Annotated in this window: 27 protein-coding genes and 1 tRNA gene; 21 read left to right on the top strand and 7 right to left on the bottom strand. The window is 44.5% G+C overall.

The window, feature by feature from the left end:
- Positions 1-74 precede the first annotated feature (74 nt).
- The 7 genes from rimP to ICN38_RS06755 all read left to right on the top strand — a co-directional run bounded on the left by rimP (position 75) and on the right by ICN38_RS06755 (position 8987).
- Positions 75-566 carry a ribosome maturation factor RimP gene (gene rimP, locus ICN38_RS06785; protein ID WP_216256325.1) on the top strand — a complete coding sequence of 164 codons (492 nt, stop codon included), beginning with the start codon at positions 75-77 and terminating at the stop codon, positions 564-566.
- The gene (gene nusA / locus ICN38_RS06780; RefSeq protein ID WP_216256324.1) at positions 563-2044 is read left to right on the top strand and encodes a transcription termination factor NusA; all 1482 of its coding nucleotides are present in this window, start codon (positions 563-565) and stop codon (positions 2042-2044) included. Before rimP ends, nusA begins: the two co-directional genes overlap by 4 nt.
- Positions 2045-2057: 13 nt before the next feature.
- Positions 2058-4808 (top strand): translation initiation factor IF-2, encoded by a 2751-nt coding sequence (gene infB / locus ICN38_RS06775; RefSeq protein WP_216256323.1) that lies wholly within the window; start codon positions 2058-2060, stop codon positions 4806-4808.
- Between the two features lie 11 nt (positions 4809-4819).
- The gene (gene rbfA, locus ICN38_RS06770) at positions 4820-5188 is read left to right on the top strand and encodes a 30S ribosome-binding factor RbfA (RefSeq protein WP_216256322.1); all 369 of its coding nucleotides are present in this window, start codon (positions 4820-4822) and stop codon (positions 5186-5188) included.
- A gap of 5 nt (positions 5189-5193) precedes the next feature.
- Entirely contained in the window at positions 5194-6105 is a 912-nt protein-coding gene (gene truB / locus ICN38_RS06765; protein WP_216256321.1) for a tRNA pseudouridine(55) synthase TruB, read from the top strand.
- Positions 6106-6168: 63 nt separating this feature from the next.
- Entirely contained in the window at positions 6169-7986 is a 1818-nt protein-coding gene (typA, locus tag ICN38_RS06760; RefSeq protein WP_216256320.1) for a translational GTPase TypA, read from the top strand.
- 101 nt (positions 7987-8087) lie between these two features.
- Positions 8088-8987: a pseudouridine synthase gene (locus ICN38_RS06755; RefSeq protein ID WP_216256319.1), complete on the top strand. Its 900-nt coding sequence runs from the start codon at positions 8088-8090 to the stop codon at positions 8985-8987.
- A 4-nt stretch (positions 8988-8991) separates the two neighbouring features.
- On the opposite strand, the gene ICN38_RS06750 is transcribed toward ICN38_RS06755, so the two are convergent.
- Positions 8992-10623 (bottom strand): FMN-binding glutamate synthase family protein, encoded by a 1632-nt coding sequence (locus ICN38_RS06750; RefSeq protein ID WP_216256318.1) that lies wholly within the window; start codon positions 10621-10623, stop codon positions 8992-8994.
- A 200-nt stretch (positions 10624-10823) separates the two neighbouring features.
- Between ICN38_RS06750 and ICN38_RS06745 the strand changes: the two genes are divergently transcribed.
- The 10 genes from ICN38_RS06745 (at position 10824) to ICN38_RS06700 (ending at position 17394) form a co-directional block, all read left to right on the top strand.
- Positions 10824-11207 (top strand): translational machinery protein, encoded by a 384-nt coding sequence (locus ICN38_RS06745; RefSeq protein WP_216256317.1) that lies wholly within the window; start codon positions 10824-10826, stop codon positions 11205-11207.
- Complete coding sequence (locus ICN38_RS06740) at positions 11204-11458, top strand: hypothetical protein (RefSeq protein ID WP_216256316.1); 255 nt, start codon at positions 11204-11206, stop codon at positions 11456-11458. The genes ICN38_RS06745 and ICN38_RS06740 overlap by 4 nt, the downstream gene beginning before the upstream one ends.
- Before the next feature lie 150 nt (positions 11459-11608).
- Positions 11609-11818 (top strand): ParD-like family protein, encoded by a 210-nt coding sequence (locus ICN38_RS06735; RefSeq protein WP_216256315.1) that lies wholly within the window; start codon positions 11609-11611, stop codon positions 11816-11818.
- On the top strand, positions 11818-12096 hold the full coding sequence (locus ICN38_RS06730; protein WP_216256314.1) for a type II toxin-antitoxin system RelE/ParE family toxin: 279 nt from the start codon (positions 11818-11820) through the stop codon (positions 12094-12096). Before ICN38_RS06735 ends, ICN38_RS06730 begins: the two co-directional genes overlap by 1 nt.
- Before the next feature lie 4 nt (positions 12097-12100).
- Positions 12101-13183, top strand: a complete 1083-nt coding sequence (gene dusA, locus ICN38_RS06725; protein ID WP_216256313.1) for a tRNA dihydrouridine(20/20a) synthase DusA — start codon at positions 12101-12103, stop codon at positions 13181-13183.
- 68 nt (positions 13184-13251) lie between these two features.
- A tRNA-His gene (locus ICN38_RS06720) sits at positions 13252-13327 on the top strand.
- A gap of 54 nt (positions 13328-13381) precedes the next feature.
- Positions 13382-14167, top strand: coding sequence for an SUMF1/EgtB/PvdO family nonheme iron enzyme (locus tag ICN38_RS06715; RefSeq protein WP_216256312.1), 786 nt, complete (start codon positions 13382-13384; stop codon positions 14165-14167).
- 3 nt (positions 14168-14170) lie between these two features.
- Positions 14171-15523, top strand: a complete 1353-nt coding sequence (locus tag ICN38_RS11585; protein WP_216256311.1) for an ATP-dependent RecD-like DNA helicase — start codon at positions 14171-14173, stop codon at positions 15521-15523.
- A gap of 7 nt (positions 15524-15530) precedes the next feature.
- Entirely contained in the window at positions 15531-16406 is an 876-nt protein-coding gene (locus ICN38_RS06705) for an oxaloacetate decarboxylase (protein ID WP_216256310.1), read from the top strand.
- A 10-nt stretch (positions 16407-16416) separates the two neighbouring features.
- Positions 16417-17394 (top strand): tripartite tricarboxylate transporter substrate binding protein, encoded by a 978-nt coding sequence (locus tag ICN38_RS06700; protein WP_216256309.1) that lies wholly within the window; start codon positions 16417-16419, stop codon positions 17392-17394.
- 13 nt (positions 17395-17407) lie between these two features.
- On the opposite strand, the gene ICN38_RS06695 is transcribed toward ICN38_RS06700, so the two are convergent.
- Together ICN38_RS06695 and ICN38_RS06690 are read right to left on the bottom strand one after the other, a co-directional pair.
- On the bottom strand, positions 17408-18136 hold the full coding sequence (locus ICN38_RS06695; RefSeq protein WP_216256308.1) for an LrgB family protein: 729 nt from the start codon (positions 18134-18136) through the stop codon (positions 17408-17410).
- Positions 18129-18476, bottom strand: a complete 348-nt coding sequence (locus ICN38_RS06690) for a CidA/LrgA family protein (RefSeq protein ID WP_216256307.1) — start codon at positions 18474-18476, stop codon at positions 18129-18131. Before ICN38_RS06690 ends, ICN38_RS06695 begins: the two co-directional genes overlap by 8 nt.
- 265 nt (positions 18477-18741) lie before the next feature.
- On the opposite strand from ICN38_RS06690, the gene soxX reads away from it, so the two are divergent.
- The 4 genes from soxX to soxA are packed head-to-tail and all read left to right on the top strand — an operon-like array spanning position 18742 to position 20783.
- The gene (soxX, locus tag ICN38_RS06680) at positions 18742-19188 is read left to right on the top strand and encodes a sulfur oxidation c-type cytochrome SoxX (RefSeq protein ID WP_216256306.1); all 447 of its coding nucleotides are present in this window, start codon (positions 18742-18744) and stop codon (positions 19186-19188) included.
- A 13-nt stretch (positions 19189-19201) separates the two neighbouring features.
- Positions 19202-19678 carry a SoxY-related AACIE arm protein gene (locus tag ICN38_RS06675; RefSeq protein ID WP_216256305.1) on the top strand — a complete coding sequence of 159 codons (477 nt, stop codon included), beginning with the start codon at positions 19202-19204 and terminating at the stop codon, positions 19676-19678.
- Positions 19675-20004 (top strand): thiosulfate oxidation carrier complex protein SoxZ, encoded by a 330-nt coding sequence (locus ICN38_RS06670; protein WP_216256304.1) that lies wholly within the window; start codon positions 19675-19677, stop codon positions 20002-20004. Before ICN38_RS06675 ends, ICN38_RS06670 begins: the two co-directional genes overlap by 4 nt.
- Positions 20005-20045: 41 nt before the next feature.
- Positions 20046-20783 carry a sulfur oxidation c-type cytochrome SoxA gene (gene soxA / locus ICN38_RS06665; protein ID WP_255562753.1) on the top strand — a complete coding sequence of 246 codons (738 nt, stop codon included), beginning with the start codon at positions 20046-20048 and terminating at the stop codon, positions 20781-20783.
- A 10-nt stretch (positions 20784-20793) separates the two neighbouring features.
- On the opposite strand, the gene purU is transcribed toward soxA, so the two are convergent.
- From purU to ICN38_RS06645, 4 genes are all read right to left on the bottom strand, one after another.
- The gene (purU, locus tag ICN38_RS06660) at positions 20794-21648 is read right to left on the bottom strand and encodes a formyltetrahydrofolate deformylase (RefSeq protein WP_216256303.1); all 855 of its coding nucleotides are present in this window, start codon (positions 21646-21648) and stop codon (positions 20794-20796) included.
- 80 nt (positions 21649-21728) lie between these two features.
- Positions 21729-22118, bottom strand: coding sequence for a hypothetical protein (locus ICN38_RS06655; RefSeq protein ID WP_216256302.1), 390 nt, complete (start codon positions 22116-22118; stop codon positions 21729-21731).
- Complete coding sequence (locus ICN38_RS06650) at positions 22099-22539, bottom strand: surface-adhesin E family protein (protein ID WP_216256301.1); 441 nt, start codon at positions 22537-22539, stop codon at positions 22099-22101. The genes ICN38_RS06655 and ICN38_RS06650 overlap by 20 nt, the downstream gene beginning before the upstream one ends.
- A gap of 65 nt (positions 22540-22604) precedes the next feature.
- Entirely contained in the window at positions 22605-25061 is a 2457-nt protein-coding gene (locus ICN38_RS06645; RefSeq protein WP_216256300.1) for a penicillin acylase family protein, read from the bottom strand.
- Positions 25062-25065 lie beyond the last annotated feature (4 nt).

Below are 25065 nucleotides of genomic sequence, written 5' to 3'. Positions count from 1 at the left end.
CGGCCTGTTCTGAATTTCGAGAATATGGGCTTTGAAGCCCATTTTTTTTTGCCATTTTGGTATGAAGGGAAGTTGTGAAGGATCAGCAGGTTATTTCTGCAGAGCTGGAAAACTTGGGCTACACGCTAGTCGATATCGAGCGTGAAGCCGGAGGATTGCTGCGCGTCACGATTGAAAACCCAGATTACGAGCGTTTAATTAATGTTCTGGATTGTGAAAAGGTAAGTCATCAGCTGAGTTATTCATTACCAGTTGAGAACATTCCTTATGAACGTCTTGAGATATCTTCACCAGGTTTAGATCGCCCGGTGAAGTCAGCAGCAGATTTCGAGCGCTTTGCTGGAATGGAAGTAGATTTGAAATTGCGAGTGGCAGTTAGTGATCGTAAGAATTTTCGTGGTGTGTTACAAGGTTTGCTGAGTGGTGAATTGAATTCGCCCGATGCAAAATTTGGTTTGGTGTTCGAGGGTGCTGATGGTCAGCCCTCTCAATTGGAGTTTTCTTTGGCCGAGGTCGACAAGACTCGGTTGGTCCCTGTTATTGATTTCAAAGGAAGAAAGTCATGAGCCGAGAAGTTCTCATGTTGGCAGACGCCTTAGCGCGTGAAAAGAACGTTGATCAAGCAATTGTGTTTGAGGCGCTCGAAATGGCGTTAGCATCCGCCACTAAAAAACGTTATCCAACTGAAGATGTTGATATTCGTGTATCCATTGACAGAGAAACTGGTGAATACGAGACGTATCGTCGCTGGTTGGTGGTGCCAAACGAAGCAGGATTGCAAGAGCCAGATAAAGAAATTTTGCAATTTGAAGCTCAAGAGCAGCTTGCCGATATGGAAGTAGGCGACTATATCGAAGAGCAGATCGAGTCATTAGCATTTGGCCGGATTGGCGCACAAGCTGCTAAGCAAGTGATCTTGCAACGTATTCGTGATGCTGAACGTGAGCAGATTCTCAATGATTACCTTGAGCGTGGCGAAAAAGTCATGACTGGTACCGTTAAACGTGCTGATAAAAATGGTTTGATTATTGAATCTGGTCGTGTCGAAGCGCTATTACGTCGTGATCAAATGATCCCAAAAGAGAATTTACGTTCTGGTGATCGTGTCCGTGCTTATATCCTCAAAGTTGATCGTGAAGCACGTGGCCCACAGATCGAACTCTCACGTACTTGCCCAGACTTCTTGATTAAGTTATTCGAGAACGAAGTTCCTGAGATGGAACAGGGCTTACTGGAGATTAAAGGTGCTGCTCGTGACCCTGGTATTCGTGCCAAGATCGCCGTAGTCACTTATGACAAACGTATTGACCCAATCGGTACCTGCGTTGGTGTGCGTGGTACTCGTGTGACCGCAGTGCGCAATGAAGTTGCTGGTGAAGCAGTTGATATTGTGTTGTGGTCTGAAGATCCTGCACAATTTGTGATTGGTGCTTTGGCTCCCGCACAAGTTTCTTCCATTGTGGTTGATGAAGAGCGTCATGCAATGGATGTGGTGGTTGATGAAGAAAACTTAGCAATCGCTATTGGACGAAGCGGACAAAATGTTCGCTTAGCTAGCGACTTGACTGGTTGGCAAATCAATATCATGACTCCAGAAGAGTCTGCTGAGAAAACAGAAAAAGAAGCTTCTTCAGTGCGTCAATTATTCATGGACAAATTGGATGTTGACCAAGAAGTAGCTGATATCTTGATCGAAGAGGGCTTTAACACCCTGGAAGAGGTTGCTTACGTTCCGCTTTCAGAGATGTTAGAGATTGACTCTTTTGACGAAGACACTGTAAATGAACTGCGTAATCGTGCTCGCGATTCATTGTTAACGATGGAGTTAGCAAAAGAAGAGCGCATCGGTGAAGTTTCACAGGACTTGCTTTCCTTAGAAGGAATGACAAGTGAACTGATTGCAAAGCTTGCTGAAAATCAAGTTCATACCCGTGACGACCTTGCTGAACTGGCTGTTGATGAGCTGGTTGAGGCGACACAAATTGACGAAGAAACTGCGAAAACGCTCATCATGAAAGCGCGCGAACACTGGTTTACTTCATGAGAGGAAGTAGTGCATGGCAACAACAGTAAAAGTACTCGCTAAAGAGCTCAAACGAACTTCAGTTGATCTTTTAGATCAGTTAAAGGCAGCTGGGATCGATAAAGGTTCTGAGGACGATAGCATTACCGAAAAGGACAAAACAGTCCTGCTTGAGCATTTGCAAAAAGCGCATGGCAATGCTGATACTGGGGCTCGCAAAAAGATTACATTAATCAAGCGTGAGAACTCCGAGATACGCCAGGCAGATTCTGCTGGACGTACACGTACCGTTCAGGTTGAGGTGCGCAAGAAGCGTGTTTTAGTTAAACGCGGTGAGGAAGCTGCAGTTGCTGATGCGCCAGTAGAAAAGCCAGCAAAAACTGCTACTCCTGCTGCTCCAGTGAAACCCATTCTTTCAGAAGATGAGTTAGAAAAGCGTGCAGCAGAAGCAACGCGACAAGCTGAGTTATTGGCGCGTCAAGAAGCGGAAATGAGAGCAGAAGCAGAGATTCGTCAAAAAGAGGCTGCTTCAGTAGTTGCTGATAAAGCATCTGAGATTTCAAATGATGCTCAAGCTGCAGAGAAAAAAGCCAAGTCTGAAAAAGCTGCTAAGGACTTAGCGGTAACAAAAGAAAAAGAATTAGCAGATATTCGTGTTCGTCGCGCTGCTGCTGAAGCAGAAGCTTTAGCCATTCGTGACATGATGAGTACTCCAGCTCGAGTTCTGAAGGCTCCTAGTGAAGTTGCTGCTGATGAAGCCAAAAAAGGAACTCTGCATAAACCTGCTAAGGCTGAAGGTGCAGATGATAAGAAAAAATCCCCAGCTAAAGTTGGCGGCAAAACGATTAAGTCTTCTGAAACATCTTCCACTTGGCAAGAAGAGGGCGCCAAGAAGCCTGGAGGTCTGAAGACTCGTGGTGATTCATCTGGTGGTGTGGGTGGCTGGCGTTCAGGTGGTGGTCGTAAAAAGCAACGCCAAATCGCTGAGGCCAACGTAGATACCAACTTCCAAGTTCCAACAGAGCCAGTGATTCATGAAGTACATGTTCCTGAAACCATTACTGTTGCGGAGTTAGCGCATGCAATGGCGGTGAAGAGTGCAGAAGTTATTAAATTGTTGATGGGTATGGGTCAGATGGTTACCATCAACCAAGTGCTTGATCAAGATACCGCAATGATCATCGTTGAAGAAATGGGCCATAAAGCGCATGCTGCTAAATTAGATGATCCGGATTTAGATCTTGGCACTGATGGGCATGATGCAGAGTTATTACCACGTCCACCAGTAGTTACGGTGATGGGTCACGTGGACCATGGTAAGACTTCTTTGCTCGATAAGATTCGTGCGGCAAAAGTGGCTACAGGTGAAGCGGGTGGTATTACCCAACATATCGGCGCCTATCACGTCGAAACGCCCCGTGGCATGATTACCTTTTTAGATACCCCTGGTCACGAAGCCTTTACGGCAATGCGAGCACGTGGCGCTAAGGCAACCGATATCGTGATCTTGGTTGTTGCAGCAGACGATGGTGTCATGCCGCAAACGAAAGAAGCGATTCACCATGCTGTAGCTGGTGGAGTTCCAATAGTGGTTGCAATTAATAAGATTGATAAGCCAGAAGCCAATTCGGATCGTGTGAAGACCGAGTTAGTGGCAGAGCAAGTGGTACCTGAGGAATACGGTGGTGATGTGCCCTTTATTTCCGTATCTGCAAAAACAGGTGAAGGTATTGATACTTTGCTAGAAAACGTACTCTTGCAAGCGGAGATCCTGGAGCTTAAAGCACCCAAAGATGCTCCTGCACAAGGTTTAGTGATTGAAGCACGCTTGGATAAGGGTAAGGGTCCAGTTGCAACGGTTTTAGTTCAATCTGGAACACTCAAACGTGGCGATATGCTCTTAGCTGGATCTACATTTGGACGCGTTCGTGCCATGATGGATGAGAATGGCAAGCCATGTAATGAGGCTGGCCCATCTATTCCAGTGGAGATTCAGGGTTTGGCAGAAGTACCTGCTGCAGGTGAGTCAGTTCAAGTCGTACCGGACGAACGTAAGGCTCGTGAGATTGCATTATTCCGTCAAGGTAAATTCCGCGATGTGAAGTTGGCAAAACAGCAGGCATTCAAGCTCGAAACCATGATGGAGAATATGGAAGAGGGTGCGGTTGAAGCGAAACTGCTGCCAGTCATCATCAAGGCAGACGTTCAGGGCTCTCAAGAAGCATTGGCTCAATCTTTAATGAAGCTCTCTACACCAGAAGTCAAAGTACAAATCGTTCATGCAGCTGTGGGCGGTATTACTGAGACTGACGTGAATTTGGCAGTTGCTTCTAAAGCGGTGATCTTCGGCTTTAACTCTCGCGCTGATGCTGCTGCACGAAAATTGGCAGAGAACAATGGTGTAGATATTCGATATCACAACATTATTTATGACGCTGTAGATGAAGTGAAATTAGCCCTCAGTGGCATGCTCACTCCCGATAAGAAAGAAGAGATCACTGGACTGGTTGAAATCCGCCAAGTCTTCTTGGTTTCCAAAGTTGGCGCTATTGCAGGTTGCTTAGTAGTGGATGGCGTTGTGAAGCGCACCTCTAGCGTTCGCCTCTTGCGTGAAAACGTAGTTGTGTGGACCGGTGAATTGGATTCACTCAAGCGCTTTAAAGATGATGCGAAAGAAGTTCGTGCCGGTGTTGAGTGTGGCCTTTCATTAAAAGGTTATAACGACATCAAAGAGGGCGATCAACTTGAAGTATTTGAAGTAACTGAAGTTGCGCGTTCACTGTAATTTCGAGCAATATGCATAAAACTAGCCCGCATCGTAACCAGCGTCTCGCCGATCAAATTCAGCGAGATCTGGCCGAACTTATTCCTCGTGAGTTGCGTAGTCCAAGTTTAGGTTTAATTACCCTACAAAGTATTGAGCTCACGCCAGACTTAGCGCATGCTAAAGTCTTTTTTACAGTCTTAGGCGCTGAGCCTGAACATGCATTAAAAGCACTTCAGGAAAAAGCTGGCTATTTACATTCTTTGCTTTTTAAGCGTTTGCATATTCACACTGTGCCCACTTTGCATTTTCACTATGACAGCTCAGTAGAGCATGGCATAGAAATGTCTCGATTGATCGATCAAGCGGTAGAGAGCGATCATAAAGACGAGAGTAAATAATTCTCATGTCTATTCGCATCGATGGAGTAGTTCTGTTAGATAAACCTGCTGGTATGAGTTCGCAGGGTGCGGTTACTGCTGTCAAGCGAGCTTTTAATGCAGAAAAAGCAGGGCATACAGGTACTTTAGATCCCATGGCTACTGGCCTACTGCCAATATGTCTTGGCGAGGCAACCAAGTACTCCCAAGATTTATTGGAGGCGAACAAATCTTATATTGCTAGAGTCAAGTTTGGCGCTCGTACTGATACTGGTGATGCTGAAGGCCAAATTATTGAAGAGTTTGCTTTACCTCAATTTTCTGATGAGGCGACTCTTAGATCGGCACTGGATGGATTGTTACCAAAATTTACTGGCCCCATTTTGCAGATACCACCGATGTATTCAGCGCTAAAGCGTGATGGTAAACCACTCTATGAGTATGCTCGTGCCGGAGTTGAGCTTGAGCGTACGCCGCGCGAGATCACTATTCATCAGATTCGTTGGACTGACATTCAGTGGCCCGAAGCAACATTAGAAGTTAGCTGTAGCAAAGGTACTTACATTCGCGTTTTGGCTGAAGATCTTGGTAAGGCATTAGCTTGTGGCGCTCACTTAACAGGGTTACGCCGCACTGAAGTAGGCCATCTGACCTTAGAGCAGTCTTTTACGATGGAATCGATTCAACAGAGCTTAAAAGATAGTTCAACTTATATATTGCCGATTGATGCACTCCTCCAAACATTGCCGCATTTGACGGTAGATGAGCATCAGGCTAAACGTCTTGAAATGGGGCAACGTGTTCCACTCAATTTGCCCTCCATTGAAGCATTAGTTCGTATTTATCGAGCTACAGCTGCACCCCATAACTTTATTGGCACTGCTGACTGGCGCTCAGGTGTTTTACATCCCAAGCGTTTGATTTCCTCAGCCCATTAAATCATTTTGACTTATTAATTCATTAATCTTAACCAACCCTATTCTTAACTTTAGAAGCTTCACATGACTAAACGCGCACTTCGTAATATCGCTATCATCGCCCACGTTGACCACGGTAAAACTACCTTGGTTGATCAACTCTTGCGTCAATCTGGCACATTCCGCTCTAATGAAAAAATGACTGAACGCGTCATGGACTCAAACGATTTGGAAAAAGAGCGTGGTATTACTATTTTGTCCAAGAATTGTGCGGTTGAATATGACGGTACACATATCAATATTGTGGACACCCCAGGACATGCTGACTTCGGCGGCGAAGTAGAGCGCGTACTCTCGATGGTTGACGGTGTATTGCTGCTGGTAGATGCGGTAGAAGGCCCAATGCCGCAAACTCGCTTTGTGACTAAAAAAGCATTAGCGCTTGGTTTAAAGCCGATTGTTGTGATTAACAAAGTGGACCGTCCCGGCGCACGTTGTGATTACGTAATTAATGCTACTTTTGAATTATTCGATAAACTCGGCGCTACCGAAGAGCAGCTCGACTTCCCAATCATTTATGCATCAGGCTTAAACGGCTATGCAGGTTTGACTGAAGATGTTCGTGAGGGTGATATGCGTCCTTTGTTTGATGCTGTCTTGGAACATGTTCCTGTCCGTGATGACGATCCAGATGGCCCTTTGCAGTTCCAAATCTCCTCCATTGATTACAACAGTTATGTTGGCAAGATTGGTATTGGCCGTATAAACCGTGGGCGTGTTAAATCCGGTATGGAAGTGATTTGTTTAAATGGTCCAGATGGCGTGCCATTCAAAGGACGTATCAACCAAGTATTGAAATTCAAAGGTCTTGAGCGTGAAATCGTTGACGAAGCGATTGCTGGAGATATTGCCTTGATTAATGGTATTGAAGAATTGGCGATTGGAACAACGGTTTGTGCAGTGGATAAGCCAGACGCGTTGCCAATGCTCAAAATTGATGAACCAACCTTGACCATGAACTTTATGGTGAACACCAGTCCATTTGCTGGACGTGAAGGTAAGTTTGTTACTAGCCGTCAAATTCGTGAACGTCTTGATCGTGAACTGAAGTCGAACATGGCCTTACGTGTAAAAGAAACAGATGACGATACTGTGTTTGAAGTATCTGGTCGTGGTGAGCTGCATTTGACCATCTTGGTTGAAACAATGCGTCGCGAAGGTTATGAGATGGCAGTTTCTCGTCCACGCGTAGTGTTTCATGAAGAAGACGGCGTGAAGATGGAGCCGTATGAGAATTTAACAGTAGATGTGGAAGATGCTACTCAAGGCGCCGTGATGGAAGACTTAGGTAAGCGTAAGGGTGAACTCCAAGACATGGTGAGCGATGGAAAAGGGCGTACCCGTCTTGAATACCGTATTCCTGCGCGTGGCTTGATTGGTTTCCAAGGTGACTTTATGACCATGACCCGCGGAAACGGTTTAATGAGTCATACCTTTGATTCTTATGCACCTGCTAAAGATGGTATTTTGGGTGAGCGCCACAACGGTGTCTTGATTAGCCAAGACGATGGCGAAGCAGTTGCGTACGCTATTTGGAAATTACAAGATCGTGGTCGCATGTTCGTTAAACATGGTGATCCCGTTTACGAAGGTATGGTGATTGGTATCCATAGTCGTGATAACGATTTAGTTGTTAACCCCATTAAAGGTAAGCAATTAACTAACGTGCGATCTTCTGGTACTGACGAAGCAGTGCGTTTGGTAACCCCAATTGATTTGACCTTGGAGTACGCGGTTGAATTTATTAGCGACGATGAATTGGTCGAAGTAACACCGAAGAGTGTGCGCGTCCGTAAGCGTCATCTGAAAGAGCATGATCGCAAGAAGGCATCACGCGAGTAATTTCTTGTAATACTTTGCATATAACAAAAGCTACCTCAGGGTGGCTTTTGTCTTTCTAGTAAAATGAAGTCATCAATTCCGATATAAATTTGGCAGCTGTTATGAAAGTGAATTCAGAGGGCGTTTCTTCATCGCGCGTGTATTTGCCTGCAAATCAAATTTATATCAACTTACTGGATTTCTTCGTAAGTAACTTCCCCCATATCGATAGTAGTGAATGGTCCGCTCGCTTTAGTGAGGGGCTGATTATGACTACGGATGGTCAAGTGCTTGCAGCTGGCGATGTATATCAAGGAAATTCTCACTTAATTTATTTCCGTCGCTTAGAGCGTGAGCCTGAGATTCCCTTTAAAGAACATATTCTTTATCAGGATGAACATATTCTGGTTGCCGATAAGCCTCACTTTTTGCCAGTAACTCCAGGCGGGCTTTACTTACATCAAACTTTATTGAATCGCGTAAAGCGTAAAACGGGGATTCAGACTCTTAGTCCAATTCATCGAATTGATCGTGATACTGCTGGTCTCGTGATCTTTTCAGTGAAGCCTACTGAAAGGGCTTCTTATCAAAACCTTTTTAGAGATCGACTGGTTAATAAGATTTATGAAGCAATTGCACCTTATTCAGAAAATCTGAGTATCAAACTTCCATTGACATATCAAAGTCGATTACAAGAATCTGAGCATTTCTTGCAAATGCAAGAAATAGATGGCGAGCCCAATACAGATACCCACATTGAGCTTATCCAAGAAATGAAGCCCTGGGCAAAATATCGATTAAGACCTGGTAGCGGTAAGAAACACCAGTTACGCTGTCATCTCAATGCCTTGGGTATTCCGATTTTGAATGATCAGATTTATCCAGAACTGACACCATACCAGCGCTACGATCTGGATCTCACCAAGCCCTTGCAATTGTTAGCAAAAGAAATTTCCTTTCTAGATCCCATGACATCCCAAGAAAGGGTATTTATCAGTCAAATGCAATTAATGAAGCTTTAAGTACTCAAGTTTTGAGTGGTGCAAAGCTATTTGCCTGAGCAAGATCCCAGTAGGTTTGATAAAGACGAGGTAAATTGCTACCTTCCTCATTGCGTAAAAGGCTGCCAGCTGGTATGGCTGGTAAAAGCTCTGATAAAAGACGAACTTCATTTGCATTAAGACGTCTTACTATATGGCTGGTATCTATTTGTATTGGGTGGGTAAGTCCAGCAGCCTCTACAATTTCTTTTAGAGCCTTTAGTGTTTCATTATGAAAATTGTAGACTCGTTCCGATTTATCAGTAACTACTAGGGCTTTTTGTCGATCTGGATCTTGAGTGGTCACACCAGTGGGACAAAAGCCGGTATCGCAAATTTGGGCCTGAATACAGCCAATTGCAAACATAAATCCACGTGCACTATTGCACCAGTCTGTACCTAATGCAAAGGCAACAGCCATATCAAATGCACTAATAATTTTTCCAGAGCATCCAATCTTGATTTGATCTCGCAGATTCACTCCAACTAAAGTATTGTGGACTAAGCGTAGACCTTCTTGTAATGGCGTTCCAACGTGATTGGTAAATTCTACTGGCGATGCTCCAGTTCCACCCTCGGTACCATCGACCACAATGAAGTCTGGATAAATTTGGGTCTCAAGCATTGCCTTAACAATGGCGAACCATTCCCAAGGATGGCCAATACATAATTTAAAGCCTACTGGTTTACCACCAGAAAGGTCGCGTAATTGCTTAACGAAATACATCATCTCGATGGGCGTACTAAAGGCGCTATGGGAAGAGGGTGAGATGCAGGACTCTCCAACTTTGACCCCACGCGCTTCTGCAATTTCTGCAGTAACTTTGGGGCCAGGTAATATTCCCCCATGGCCAGGCTTAGCGCCTTGACTAAGCTTGATCTCAATCATTTTTACTTGCGGATCTAAAGCACTCTCAGCATATTTTTTTGGATTAAAGCTTCCATCTTCATTACGACAACCAAAATAGCCAGAGCCAATCTCCCAGATAATGTCACCACCATGATGTAGATGGTGGCGTGAGATAGATCCTTCACCGGTATCGTGCGCAAAATTCCCTTTTTTGGCTCCCAAATTAAGCGCCTTGACTGCATTAGCGCTTAAAGAGCCAAAACTCATTGCTGAAATATTAAAAATACTGGAAGAGTATTTTTGGGTGCAGTCTTTTCCTCCGATTTCAATTCTGAAGTCATGACTTGCTATTTGAGTGGGTGCAAGTGATTGATTGATCCATTGGTAGCCTGGCGCCATGACATCGAGTTGTGTGCCGAACGGGCGTTTATCAGAAACTGCTTTCGAGCGAGAGTAGACTAAAGTCCGCTGACTTCTAGAAAAAGGGGTCTTATCGTTATCTCCCTCAATAAAGTATTGCCTGATTTCAGGGCGGATAAATTCAAGCATAAAGCGCATATGACCTAAAACAGGATAGTTGCGCAAAACAGCATGCTTCTTTTGTATGCAGTCGTGTATACCAACGATGGTGAGGAAGCCGAAAATCTCAAAGAGGTACCAAATATGAATTCCCATAGCCAATGCAATAGCGCTAGCAATAGTAGCAACGATGCAAATCGCAAAAGTAAATAAACGAATGGGGAGAAGGCGGAAGGGTGGTTTAGACATGGTGTTCAAATTAAATGTGCCACCTTAGTATAAGCATTTAATATTTACCCTATATTTCAGATGACTGGGGTCTTTTAGTCCAATTTGGCCATTTATAAGCTATCCGTAAAGAGGACTTTGACCTGCCCCAATTCTTTAGGTGACCAAACTGTATTCTGGGTGTATTGTGATCCCAGTATATAACCATCATAAGGATAGTAATGTCATTAAATCACGCAGTTATTTGGATTGACCATCAAGAAGCACATGTGATGTTTTTGAGTGAAGCAGCTAGCGAAGCTGAAGTTATTCGCTCCAAATCTACACATACTCACTTACATCACAAGGGTGGTGAAGTAGGGAGCGGTAGACTCCAGTTGGATGAGAAATATCTACATTCCGTGATTAATGCTGTCAATGAAACTAAGGAGATTTTGGTGATTGGACCCGGATCAGCCAAGCTAGAATTAATTAAGCATGCGCATCACCATGACCCTAAGATTGCAGCAAATATTGTTGGTGTTGAAACTGTGGATCATCCAAGTGATAAAGAAATACTTGCCTATGCACGTAAGTTTTTTTATAAAGCGGATCAAATGCTATGAGTATGGAGCCCTTAGATTCTGACGGCCTACCTGGCCACGATTATTTCTTAGATGCTGTAAATCACATTGATCAAGCAGTCTCAGCTAGTACGATTCCAGCAAGTGCTGCAAAAGGGATTGTTTATAGTTTGGTAGAAACTCTCGGATCGATGGTAGGGGACCCAGATCTGCCAGCGCATCTCAAATCAGGCTACATGGGGGCTCTGGATCTTGCAGTTGAGTTGGAGGCAAAGCTTACTAAATTACGCTAGTAGTTGGCTAATTATGGGCATCAGCTAGTATTTCAGAGAGAGGCATCCTTACTTGCCTCTTTTTTGCCTGCTCTATTTTTTCCTCATAATAGGTTCCTTTATGGAACCTATTATGCTATAATGGACCTAAGTTCATCAATAGGAGGCAATATGTCTATCAACGTCAAGCTGTCTGAAGCTTTAGTAGAGCAAGCCAAGGTCTATGGCCATATTGAGCATCGCTCAGTGCCTAAGCAGATTGAGTACTGGTCACAGATCGGTAAGATTGCCCAAGAAAATCCGGACTTACCTTTTTCCATGATTCGTGAGATCTTGATTGCAGACCAAGAGAGTGTCATCGGCGAATACGTATTTAACTGATGCGTTTACTTGTTACCAACTCGTTTGTTAAGGCTACAAAAAAACTTCACCCTTCACATAAAACAGAACTAGATGCTGCAGTAAGGATGATCAGTTCAAGCCCATCTATTGGAGAGTCTAAGGCCGGAGATTTGCTTGGAGTTCGGGTTTATAAATTTAAACTATCGCAGCAACTATGCTTGCTAGCCTATCGTATTTTGGATGAAGAGAGCATCAAGCTATTGACCTTTGGGCCTCATGAGAATTTCTATCGTGACTTAAAGCGCCAGGGTGAATGAGGGCATGGAGAATATAAAAAAGAAAAGATTAGCGGTTGCTCCCATGATGGAGTGGACGGATAGACACTGTCGATCTTTTCATCGCACGCTAACGAAAGAGGCGGTCCTTTATAGCGAGATGGTGACTACGGGTGCATTGATTCATGGTGATGTATCTCGTCATTTAGATTACTCACAAGACCAACATCCAGTCGTATTGCAATTAGGTGGTTCTGAACCTAGTGATTTAGCTAAAGCTGCAGAACTCGCCCAGCAGTGGGGTTACGATGAGATAGATTTAAATTGTGGCTGCCCATCGGAGCGGGTTCAGCGAGGCGCTTTTGGCGCATGTCTGATGGCAGAGCCCAATTTAGTTGCTGATTGTGTAAAAGCAATGAAGGCTGCAGTCGATATTCCTATTTCAGTAAAGCATCGGCTTGGCCTAGATTCAATGGATGCTGCTAGTTCGGAGCATGATTATCAATTTGCTCTCAACTTTATCTTGGCAGTGGCACATGCTGGCGCAAGTCAAGTGACTATTCATGCGCGAAATGCAGTTCTCAAGGGTTTATCTCCCAAAGAAAATCGTAGTAAGCCGCCTTTGCGTTATGAGGTGGCCGCTAGACTTAGGGTAGACGCGCAAGAACAATTCCCCAATTTAAAGGTTCTTCTCAATGGTGGCCTAGAATCGAATGAACAAATTGCTGGTCATTGGAATGACTTCGATGGTTTTATGGTTGGTAGAGCGGCATATCATTTTCCAGCCATGCTTCTCGGTTGGGATGATTTAATCAATACTGATGGCGATGCTGCAGGTTATCTCTTTAGCGAAACTGAATGGCATCGTATTCAGATTGCATTAGTCAAACAAGTGCAATCCTGGTTTGATGAGTGCAAAGCAAAAGGTAAGCCGTTTTATATCGGCGCTTTCACAAGGCATATTTTGGGTCTAGCGCATGGTAGGGCAGGAGCACGCTATTGGCGTCAAAGACTTTCAGACCATCATGCTTTGGCCAAGGTTCAGAGTAAAGCAGCGATTGCCGACTTTTTCATAGATGCCAGCTTAACCCTTGGCGATTGGGCTGCTTTTGAATTTGAAAGTGCTTAACTAAACGGCAAAAGCCAGCGTTTTTGACAGGTTTTTGAGCAAAAAGCTATAATGTCTCCTCTACAACGGCGGACGTAGCTCAGTTGGTAGAGTCCCAGATTGTGATTCTGGTTGTCGCGGGTTCGAGCCCCGTCGTTCGCCCCACCAAACTTCGATAAAAGCTCCTTTTTGGGGCTTTTTCTATTAGAGTAATTAACTATGAAAAAGTTTGATATCTACCAAGTCCTTTTTGGACTAGTCCTTTCAGTGATAGCGCTATATTTCATGCTGAGGCCCTCTAGTGGTCAAGCAGCTCCAAGCGCTTCAATTCCCACAGTACAGATTGGCAAACTGATCTGGGATCAAACCGAGATGACTATCGGGGATGTCAAAGGTTTTGCATCAGCCACTGGTTTTATGAGTAACGCCGAAAAAAATGGCGGCGGCCTTTCTTATGAATCAGGATTCGTTAAAAAACCAGGCTGGACTTGGAAGACTCCTTATGGTGTTGCCGCTAAAGACTTAGAGCCAGCAGTGCATCTCAATCAAAAAGAGGCAGAGTCTGTGTGCCGCTATTATGGAAAACGCTTGCCAAGTAATGATGAGTGGATATCAGCTGCATTCTTAGAGCAGCGTGCCACCCCAGCAACTGGGTACGTTAAAGATCAGCGTTACCCTTATCCCGGAGGTAGTACCCCATTGGTATCTCATTGTTTAAGTGGGTGTGGTGATTACAAAGGTTTAGCGCCTGCAGGGGCTCTCAATCGAGGTACAGGTCATGTTGTAACAGGTTCAACTAAGCCTGGCGTCAATGGATTATTCGATATGGGCGGTAATGTTTGGGAATGGACGGCTACGGAACAAAATGGTGGGTATATTACTCGTGGCGCTTCTTGGTGGTATGGACCAGATAGGCAGCAAGAATCGGATGTGGAATCCAAACCAGGGGATATCGCCGTGGTTTACATTGGTTTTCGATGCGTCGCTGATGCCGTGAAACAATAAGTGATGTCAAACCCCACTATTGAATCTTCTGAAATTGAAGTAACCCCTGATTACCAGGCCGTCATTGATGCCATTGAACGCCGCGATCCTTATATCTTTGTCAGTGGTAAAGCTGGCACCGGTAAAACCACGCTGATTGGTTATCTTCGAGAGACTATTCCTGGTAACGTGGTTGTCGTGGCACCAACGGGAGTCGCCGCACTTCAGGTGAAAGGAGTGACGATTCATTCCTTCTTTAGATTACCCCCGCGTTTAATCTTCCCCGAAGAAGATATTAAGCCGCTGCGCGATAAGCGCTTATATAAAGACATTCGCCTGCTCATCATTGACGAGATATCGATGGTGCGTGCTGATGTGGTTGATGCGATGGATTTGTTCTTGCGCGAGAATGGTCCTCAGAAGGGCAAACCCTTTGGCGGGATTCAGGTCATGTTTGTGGGGGATTTGTTTCAATTACCACCGGTAGTGTCAAGTGCTGATATGCAAGTACTCTCTGAGCGTGGCTATGAAGGCCCTTACTTCTTCTGCGCTATGGCTTTGCACCGCAAAGAAGTGACGATGGTAGAACTATCTAAAATTTTCCGTCAAAAAGATGAGCACTTTGCGAGCCTCTTAAATCGTATTCGCATTAATCAAGATGTTGATGATGCAATCGATACACTTAATGCTCAGTGCTACCGCCAAGATCAAGTGCTAGACGAAGAAACCATTACCTTAACCACTACCAACGCCAGGGCTGACCAAATTAATGGCGCAGGTCTGCGCGCTATTGAAAATGATGTCAAAGTGTATGCAGGTAAAACTACAGGTAAGTTCAATGTGGATGAGCGTAATTTGCCATCACCGAATACTCTAGCGCTTAAGGTTGGCGCCAAAGTGATGTTTACAGCTACCGATAGCGGTTTTCCTAAGCGCTGGGTAAATGGCACTATAGGGGTGGTACGTGAACTATTGCCAGATAAGGTCAAGGTAATGGTAAAAAATGGACCATACTCCAACACCGTCGAGGTGATTGGTCATCAATGGGAATCCTATCGCTACGATCATGACATGATGTCCGGAAAGATTTCACCGCAAATCATTGGAACTTACGTGCAGATACCCCTCATGCTTGCTTGGGCTGTGACGATTCATAAGAGCCAAGGAAAGACGCTAGATAAAGTCAAAGTTGACCTCTCATCTGGTACCTTTGCATCAGGGCAGGTCTATGTGGCACTGAGTCGTTGCAAAACGATCGAGGGCATATCACTGCAAAGACCCATTGAACCTAAAGATGTCAGTTGTGATCTGGAAATCAAACGCTTTTATCTTAACAATGTACCAACTGAGGTCATTGATGTGGCCATGAAAAATTAGGATTGATATGACTTCATTTAGAGCAGAGTTTAAAAAGCGCTTAGCGCAACCTGGGCTGGTAGTTGCACCAGGGGTATTTGAGATGGTTTCTTTGCGACTTGCTGATCGCATGAATTTTGAAGCGCTTTATATGACGGGGTATGGAACAGTTGCTTCTTTATTAGGGCTTCCGGATGCTGGAGTAGCAACCTACACGGATATGGTTGGCAGGGTGACTTCTATGGCTGGTATGGCTAAAACCCCATTAATTGCTGATGGTGATACCGGATATGGCGGCTTATTAAATGTGAGGCATACCATTAGAGGGTATGAGGCAGCGGGAGCCGTAGCTATACAACTGGAAGATCAAGAGTTTCCTAAAAAATGTGGCCATACTCCAGGAAGACGAGTGATTCCAATGGAAGATATGGTGAAAAAAATTGAAGTGGCAGTCAACTCTCGCACAGACCCCAACTTTCAAATTATTGCTAGAACTGATGCACGAACTACTTTGGGATTAGATGAGGCCTTAAGGCGCGGTGAAGCCTATGCAAAAGCTGGGGCAGATATTTTATTTATTGAGTCCCCAGAATCGGTAGATGAAATGCAAAGAATCTGTCAGACATTTCGTGGGATACCTTTGGTCGCCAATATGGTGGAAAAAGGGCGTACTCCCGTTTTATCAAAAGAGGAGCTTGAAAAACTAGGTTACAAAATTGTAATCTTCCCAGTGACAGCCTTACTTGCTTCGGTACAGGCGATGACGAAGGTATACGAGCAATTTAAGAGTACGGGTTCTTCAGTTGATCAAGCGGTAGATTTGTATGACTTTGCAGAGTTATCCAAGTTAATGGGCTTTGAGGATGTTTGGGAGTTTGAGAAGAAGTTTGTAGAAACTAAATAAAAGGATTGAGATGAGATTGCATCATATTGGGTTGTCTCTAGCATTTCTATTGGCCAGTATTTTTTCTTTCAATGTTAGCGCACAGTCGACCTATCCTAATCGACCCATTCGTTTAATTATTCCGTTTACACCCGGAGGTGTTACTGATACTTCAGGTCGTTATATTGCTGAACAACTGACATTAAAACTAGGGCAGCAAGTCATTGCCGATAACCGCCCTGGAGCTTCTGGCAATATTGGTGCTCAAATGGTTGCTTCTGCAGAGCCAGATGGATATATCTTATTGCTGGGTTATGCAGGTACTTTATCGATTAACCCATCGCTATTTGATAAGGTTCCCTTTGATAGCATGAAAGACTTTGCCCCCATAGGAAAAATTGGTGATGCCATTTTGATATTGGTGGCGAATAATGATTTTCCTGGCAAAACATGGGCTGAGGTGCTTGCTATTTCTAAGAAGGATCCCAATGGCCTTTCTTACGGAACTTCAGGCTCTGGTGGAACGCCGCATATTGCAGGGGAACTTTTAAAGCAAAAAACGGGTGCTAATTTAGTTCACGTTCCTTATAAGGGCGGAGGTCAAGCTCTCATTGATTTATTGGGCGGTAATATCCCTTTGGTCTATACCGCTGTAGCTGGAGCAAATCAATATGTGAAGTCTGGGCGCATTAAGGCTATTGCTGTGTCTAGTGCCAAGAGAAGTCCAGGCTTACCGGATGTTCCAACCTTCATCGAAAGTGGTGTCAAGGATTTTGAGATAGATGATTGGGTTGGCTTATTGGCTCCAGCAAAAACACCTAAACCGATTGTGATGAAATTAAATCAAGCCTTAAATGAGATTTTAAATTCACCCGAAGGTAAGGCAAAACTTCTGGGAATGGGAATCACACCAACACCAGGCACTCCTGAAAAATTTGGCGAGCAAATCAAGTCTGACTTATTACGATTTTCGCCGATTGTTAAGGGTATGCAAATTAAATCTGAGTAAAGCAAAGCAATTTTTACTTGTTAAATAAGTGGTAGATGATGGGAATCGCAATAGCGCTAATCACGCCGTTCATTCCCATCGCGAGGCTAGCATAGGTCCCCGCTTCAGGATGAATACTAAAGGCCCTGGAGGTGCCAATCCCATGGGCTCCAATGCCAATGGCAAAGCCCCGTTGCCACCAAGCTTTCATTCCCAAGGCATTGAGAACAAAGGGGGCCAAAACAGCGCCCATGATTCCAGTGCAAACCGCAAAAATGGCGGTTAATGTGGGTGAGACGCCAATACGCTCAGCGATACCCATGGCTATTGGCGCAGTGACTGATTTAGGATACATTGCACCAGTAATGCTAGAGTCAGCACCCAAAAGAGTCGCAATACCTACTGCACTAAAAATAGAAATGAGTCCGCCAGTGCTTAAAGAAAAAATTAGTGGAATAGAGCGACCCTTCAAACTATTGAGACCACGGTAGATGGGGATTGCCAAAGATACGGTAGCTGATCCCAATAAGAAATGGATAAACTGAGCACCCTCAAAGTAGTTTGAATAAGGCATTTCAATCAGTTGAATCGTGGTGGCAACAATCAAAATTGCAATCGCCACAGGATTTGCTAAAGGATTCTGCCTGCTAGCCTTATAGATTGATAGGCCAATTTGATAGGCGGCTAATGTAATAAATAAAGCAAAGAGGGGGCTGCCAGAGAGATAGACCCAAATCTCCACAATCGAGTGTTTTTCACTCATGTGCTTCTTTCTTACTCAGAAAACGCGCTACAAGAGCGCTAGAAGCAATGGTCAAAACAACGCTACCAATTAAGGCGCTAATAATAGCCAAAGCATTGGCCTTTAATTGCGGTAAAAAAAGAACAACCCCCACTGCAGCGGGAACAAAGAGTAGGCCTAGATATTGGCTAAAGCCATCTGCCACCATCGCTAGTTCAGCATTTACCCCCTTACGTAGCGCCAGCCAAAGTACTAATAGTATTAAGCCGATGACTGGTCCTGGCAGGGTGGGTAACAAAAATTTGGATACTAGCTCACCGAGACATTGAAATAGCAGTATTTGAACGAGGCCGAAAATCATGCTTTGATCTTACAGCCGTCTATTTATATTGCAAAGCAATAATTTAATTCTTGGTTAAGATAACTAACAAAAAAGCAGGGGGTATATTAAATGAACCTCAATTACAAAATAAATGGGAGTCCACTCATGGCTGAGTTAAATGTCAATGGCAAGAAGTACAAGATAGACGTAGATCCAACTATCCCTTTGATGTGGGTCATTACTGTGCCTTTGAATAACAGTGGCTTTTAGCTTGTTTAGTCATTAGTACTGTGAAACTACTGCAATGAGAAAGTGGTTTGCACTAGCACTGCTCTTACTAGGCATCCTCTCTCATGGCTTTGCAGTAGCTCAAACCTTTCAAGGGGATTCTATTTCGGAGTCTCTTTCTGGATCACCGGGTGATGCGTTAAGAGGAAGGGTTATTGTTGCCAGTCGTCAAACAGGACTCTGCCTTCTATGTCATAGCGGGCCTTTTCCTGAAGAGCGCTTTCAAGGAAACTTGGCACCAGAGCTTACTGTGAGCGCGGGCCTCTTAAGTGCTCCTCAGCTAAGAGCACGCATTGTGAATGCAAGCCGTTTTAATCCTGGCACTATCATGCCAACGTATTACAAGGCAGATCACTTAGTGCGGGTTGCACCTAAATTTGTAGGTCAGCCCATCTTAAACGAACAAGAGATTGAAGATGTGGTGGCGTTTTTGGTTAGTTTAAACAATACGAAACAGCAATAAAATATAGCAATATATGAATCTATCCAAAAAAATTAATCGCCGTCAATGGCTTTTACGCATACAGCAGATTGGCATCATTGCTGTTGGAGTATGTTTGAGTCCTCTGACAGTATTTGCCAAAAAAGAAGAGGCCGATAGCGCCATTAAAGAAATTACTGGAGGAGCACCAATTGGCGATGGTCGTGTCACATTGGTCATACCACCCCTAGTTGAGAACGGTAATTTGGTAGTTTTAAATGTCAGTGTCGACAGTCCAATGACGGCAAACAATTATGTCAAAGTGATTCATGTGATTGCAGAAGGTAACCCTTTACCTCATATATTTGCAGCCTATCTCAGCCCGCGTTCTGGCACTGCAAACATTACTACTCGTGTTCGTTTAGCGGATAGTCAACGTGTATGGGCCATAGCACAAATGAGTGATGGTAGTTTTTGGCAGGGTTATGCCGAGACTTTGGTAACGCTTTCGGCCTGTACGGAGATGGTATGAGTAAAACTTCTCGAACCTCCATTACGATGCCAGCTCAAGCAAAAAAAGGCACCATCATTGAAATTCGGGCAATTGCTCAGCATGATATGGAATCTGGATTTCGATATACGGAGGGTGGAAAGAGTATCCCGCGCGATATTATTCGCATCTTTACCTGTTCCTATAACAATACTGAGATATTTAAGGCGGATTTTTATCCAGGCATTGGCGCAAATCCATTGATCATTTTTACTACCATTGCAACAGAGAGCGGAACGCTTGAGTTTAAGTGGGCGGGTGATGATGGATATGAGGCAAGCAATCAGGCCCGTATTACAGTTACGTGAAAAAGAAGGCAGCTCTTTCTCCATTATTTTTTCTGTGTGCTTTGCTGACGGCACCGTGCATTGCTGCCAATCCAATGACATCTCATCAACAGCAGTCAAGCTATGAATTAATGTCTGCTGAAAATAAGGCAATGCAAGATGATGCAAGCCTAAATCCTGCGATGTTTTGGGTGGGTGATGGCGAGAGTCTATGGCAAGCAAAGGGCAGTTCTAATACTAAGAGCTGTGCCAGTTGCCATGGCGATGTCAAAAAATCAATGCGAGGTGTAGCAACCCAATTTCCTAAAGTGATTAAGGGGAAGTTACAGACTCTTGAGGGGCAGATTAATCAGTGTAAAGAAGCAAGGCAAGGAGCTCCTAAGCTGGCTTACGAAAGTAAAGATCTTTTGGCGCTGACAGCGCTCATCGCTATTCAATCAAAAGGTATGCCGATTTCTGTAAAAGAGACTCCTGCTAATAGAATTGATCTAAAACAAGGGCAAGAATTTTTTAATCAAAGAATGGGGCAGCTCAATCTATCTTGCGCTCAATGTCATGAGGAGCGAGCAGGTTTAAGGTTGGGTGGAAGTCTTATTCCGCAAGGTCATCCCAATGCTTATCCAATCTATCGTTTGGAATGGCAAACCCTTGGATCGGTGCAGCGTAGACTTCGCAATTGTATGAGCGGAGTCAGGGCTCAGCAGTTTGAATACGGGTCTTCAGAAATGGCTCAGATTGAGCTGTATCTGATGTGGCGCGCCCGAGGTATGCCCATGGAGTCTCCAGGGGTCAGGCCCTAATCACGCTTCATTAGTCAGAGAAGACTACCGAAGTGGCTCCATTGATCAAGACTCGATCATGTAAGTAATAACGTAAGGCACGTGATAGTACCGTCCGCTCTAAGTCTCGCCCTTTACGCACCAAATCATCTGGAGTATCACCATGAGTAACGCGGGTGACATCTTGTTCTATGATCGGACCTTCATCTAAGTCGCTGGTAACGAAGTGGGCAGTTGCGCCAATGAGCTTAATTCCGCGCGCATGCGCTTGATGATAGGGCTTTGCACCTTTAAAGCTTGGTAAGAATGAGTGGTGCACATTAATGCATCGACCAGAAAGCTCGGCAGATAAGTTATCAGACAAAATTTGCATGTAACGCGCTAAGATCACCATATCTACTTTATTTTCAGAAATGATCTCGAGAAGCTTGGCTTCTTGCATGGGCTTTGTTTCTGCAGTAACCGGTAGGTGATAAAACGGAATATCAGCAAAATCAATGCTAGAGTAAACATCACGAGGATGATTCGATACAATTCCGCAAATAATCATCGGTAATTCACCAATGCGCCAGCGATATAAAAGATCCACCAAGCAATGATCAAGCTTTGATGCCATGATGAGGACGCGCTTAAGGTCTTTAACTGCCCGCAAATCCCAGGTCAATTCAAATTGTTTGGCTATCTCAATAAACCCTTTTTTCAGAGTTGTCCCATCTGTAGGGCAGCTAAAGCTAACGCGCATAAAAAAGCGCTTTGAGGCTTTGTCATCAAATTGTTGAGCCTCCTCAATATCGCCCCCCGCATTAAAAATGTAGGTAGACACTGCTGCTACGATGCCAGGCTTATTCGGGCAAGTCAGTGTGAGGTAGTAGTTTTCTATGGCCATGACTTCTATATTCAAATAATTTCTAATAAAGGGTGATTTTAGTCCGTTCGGTTAAGACTAGCTAAATGAGACCTAGTAGCTTACTTCGAGCTAGATGGGGGTAGATCAGCGGGCCCCAGGTAGGCCTCGCTTTTATCAGTGATGCCAGGCATGGCAACGTCAATGCAGATTGCTTTTCCACCAACGAGATTAAATAAGCTGCAATCCTTTTTAGTGGCAGCTGAAGTAGCATGCTCAAGGGGAGATTTTCCGGTAGTAATTGTTGATACAACGCTAGTTGCAGTGGCAGGATTAGCAACTGCAGCAGTAGTCGCCGCTGTTCCCGCAGTACTGGCAGATGCAGTGCTTGCACTACCAAGGGCTGCTAAGGGTGCAGCACACCCAATCAAGAGTGAAGCGCTAATCAGAAAGCTAGCGAGCCCAAACGCTCGAACGCCAGTACGCTGGAAGTTACTTGCTACGACAAGCAACGTTGAACACGCCTGCAGGCCAAGAGCCATTTTCGATGGGTTCAAAAGTGCTGTCAGGAGTTAGGAGAGCTTCAAAAACATAGGGTTTTTGAACAACTGTAGGCGGCACTTTGATATCTTTTCCATCCCTACTGGGAAACATTTTTACTTCTAAAGGGCGATACATTACTGTACTGCAATCGTATTCATTCAAGCCAACAATGGAGTTTACAAATTCACCAGTTTTCGGATCTTTACCTGTTTTCTTAAAGCTGAGCATCGACATTATTTGCGCCTTATCACCTTCAAGCTTCAAAGTAGCGGTATCTACTAAAACAATGGCCTGTTCATTTTGACCAATTTCTTGCCATGCTGCGAATGCACTGCTTGTAAAAAAGAGGGCGATTGCTGCGGTTGAAAGTTTTTTGAAATATCTTTTCATGAAACAAATTTCCTGTAATGGCTGTTACCCTAGTATTCTAAACGCCCAGCACCCTTGGACATAGTTTATTTAGCTTTTAGCTCTAATTCACGGGTGATATTAGCAGGCTTCATTTGCAATGGTAAATATTCATTTTTAGCCCAAAGAGGGCTCATATTTCGATAAAGCTTGCTTTGTATCCAGCCAGACTGACCTGTTTGAAAGATGAAAACAGATTGCTCAAGATCTGCCAGGTCATATATGGTTCTTAAGCTCGGTGCTTGGAAGGTTTCATAGGGATTACTTGATCTCAAAAGTTGTAAACGACCCACATTCACTGAGAAGCTATCCCCTGCAAAGGGTGTTTGAATATTAAATAATGAACCCAAAAAAGGCACCTTGGTGAGTGGGCGATGCTCAGATATCGCTGTATGGGCCTTACCCCAGGACCATGTTTTTGGATCATTGCCATACTCTTTGCTGAGATACGCCAGGGCCTTATCAAAGGCATGATTCGATGACTCCATACAGGTTTCCACCGCTGGTGTTTTCGGATCATCACACCAAGGGCTATTCGGGTTTTGCAATTGCACTATCAAGGATAGTCGAAAGTGACGTGCTCCATAGTTTTCGGTGAAGAGGTAGCCCAATCTTGAAAAGAGATTACGGGTAAGTTGGTCAGCCCAAGCATTAAATATGAGTGCAGCAGCGCTATCTGCTTTCATATCTCCATTAAAGCTTTTACTAATCTCACGAGCTTGAGCCCCGAGAGGATGAGTAGGTGTACTCGATTTAAATAAAGACAATAGCGGGGTAGCACCTAATGAGAGCGTATCCGCTTGCATTACTTTCATCGAATCAAAGTTATGACTATTTTTAGATTGAATGAGGTCAACAATACGGTCATAGCGCGTAGGTAGGTCCCAGTCACCGGTGAGAGGGTTTGGATCGTTTGCAGCGACGATCTTTTGGTTAGCGGTTGCTAGCCAGCCTTGCTCGGGATTATTACTGGCTGGTAATTGGTCAAACGGCACATAGCCAGTCCAGTCATATTGCTTATCCCAACCAAGCGCTGGGGCAACGCCATAAAGGCCTTGATGCAAAGTTCTTTTGGGAGCAACCCCAGCCGCTTGATACGCAATGTTTCCATCAACATCGGCCATCACAACGTTTTGCATGGGGGCATAATTTTTCCGTAAGGACTGTTTAAAAGATTCCATATTGCTTGCATGATTGAGCTCTAGCAAACCAGCAACTGATTGATTTTCAATATCTAAAGCAGTCCAGCGCAAAGCTAAGGCATATTGTTCAGTATTGATGGTGCGCTTAGCCCGTGCATAGGCATCAGAGATTACGGGTCCATGCCTTGTCTCTTTTACTATGAAACTTAAGGGTGACGAACCTTTGATGTCGATGATTTCTTGGCGAACTTTAAAAGGTAAAGGTCCTTCCGGACCGCGATACATTCCCGGATTCTTGGGGTCAATTTGTTCGATGTATAAGTCTTGAACATCAGGCCCAGTATTGGTGAAACTCCACGCAAATTTATCGGTTCTTCCCAAGACAACCCCAGGAATTCCAGGGAGGGTTGCGCCAATCACATTCATGCCGGGGACATCAAAGTGAGCGAAGTACCAAATAGCGGGTGCTGATAAGCCAAGATGAGGATCATTAGCCAGTAAAGGCTTTCCACTAGAGGTGAGTTTTCCAGCGAGTGCCCAGTTATTCGAGCCAATGCCATCTTTACCACCAGGCAAGTCAAATAAAGCCAGTTCAGTGGCTGGAAGTTTCTTGGATTTTTCTTCGGCCGGACCAGAGGTGGGATTGAAAATATTTAAGTCCCGGTACATCTTTGAAAAATCAAGATTGCTGAGAATGTCATCTTGATTATGTGGTGGCACTACCTCCCAAACTTGCTTAGTAGTTAAAAATTGCGCCAATTCAAGACGTTGCAATTCTTTTTGCCAATTACCTCCCAGGTCATAGGCCATCATTAGCATCCATGCAACGCTATCTGTCGGTGACCAATGTCCAGGTTTGGAGCCAGTTAAAAAATATTCAATTGGCAGAGCCCAACCTAGACTTGCATTGCCAGCATTAACACCGTCAGCATAAGACTGAAGCAAGTGTTTAGAGGCGGCGGGGTAGCGATCATACTGATGCTCTGCGGCACGCTTGATTCCTAAGGTACGAATAAAGCGATCAATAGAAACAGTATCTTTGCCTAGAATTTCAGAAAGGCGCCCACTCCCAATGCGACGATTCATTTCCATTTGCCATGAACGTTCAGTGGCATGTAAGTAGCCGAGTGCAAAGAGGGCATCGGCTGAAGAGCTAGCTTTGATGTGAGGGATGTCGCTGGTATCAAATGAGATCACAACGGAGTCGCCCAAGTTTTTAATATTGCGTTTTCCAGAGATAGCGGTCTGAGCTGAGAAAAGATAGGTGAAGATGGCAGTCACGAGGGCAATCAGCAGTGCAACGATTAACCAGATGACTAGCCTTAAGCGCCTACGGAGTGCAGTCTTGCCATGGGTTTTCATGGGA

Origin of the sequence: Polynucleobacter sp. AP-Melu-500A-A1 (assembly GCF_018882125.1) — a bacterium.
Classification (GTDB): Bacteria; Pseudomonadota; Gammaproteobacteria; order Burkholderiales; family Burkholderiaceae; genus Polynucleobacter.
This window is presented reverse-complemented; position numbering and strand designations above follow the sequence as displayed.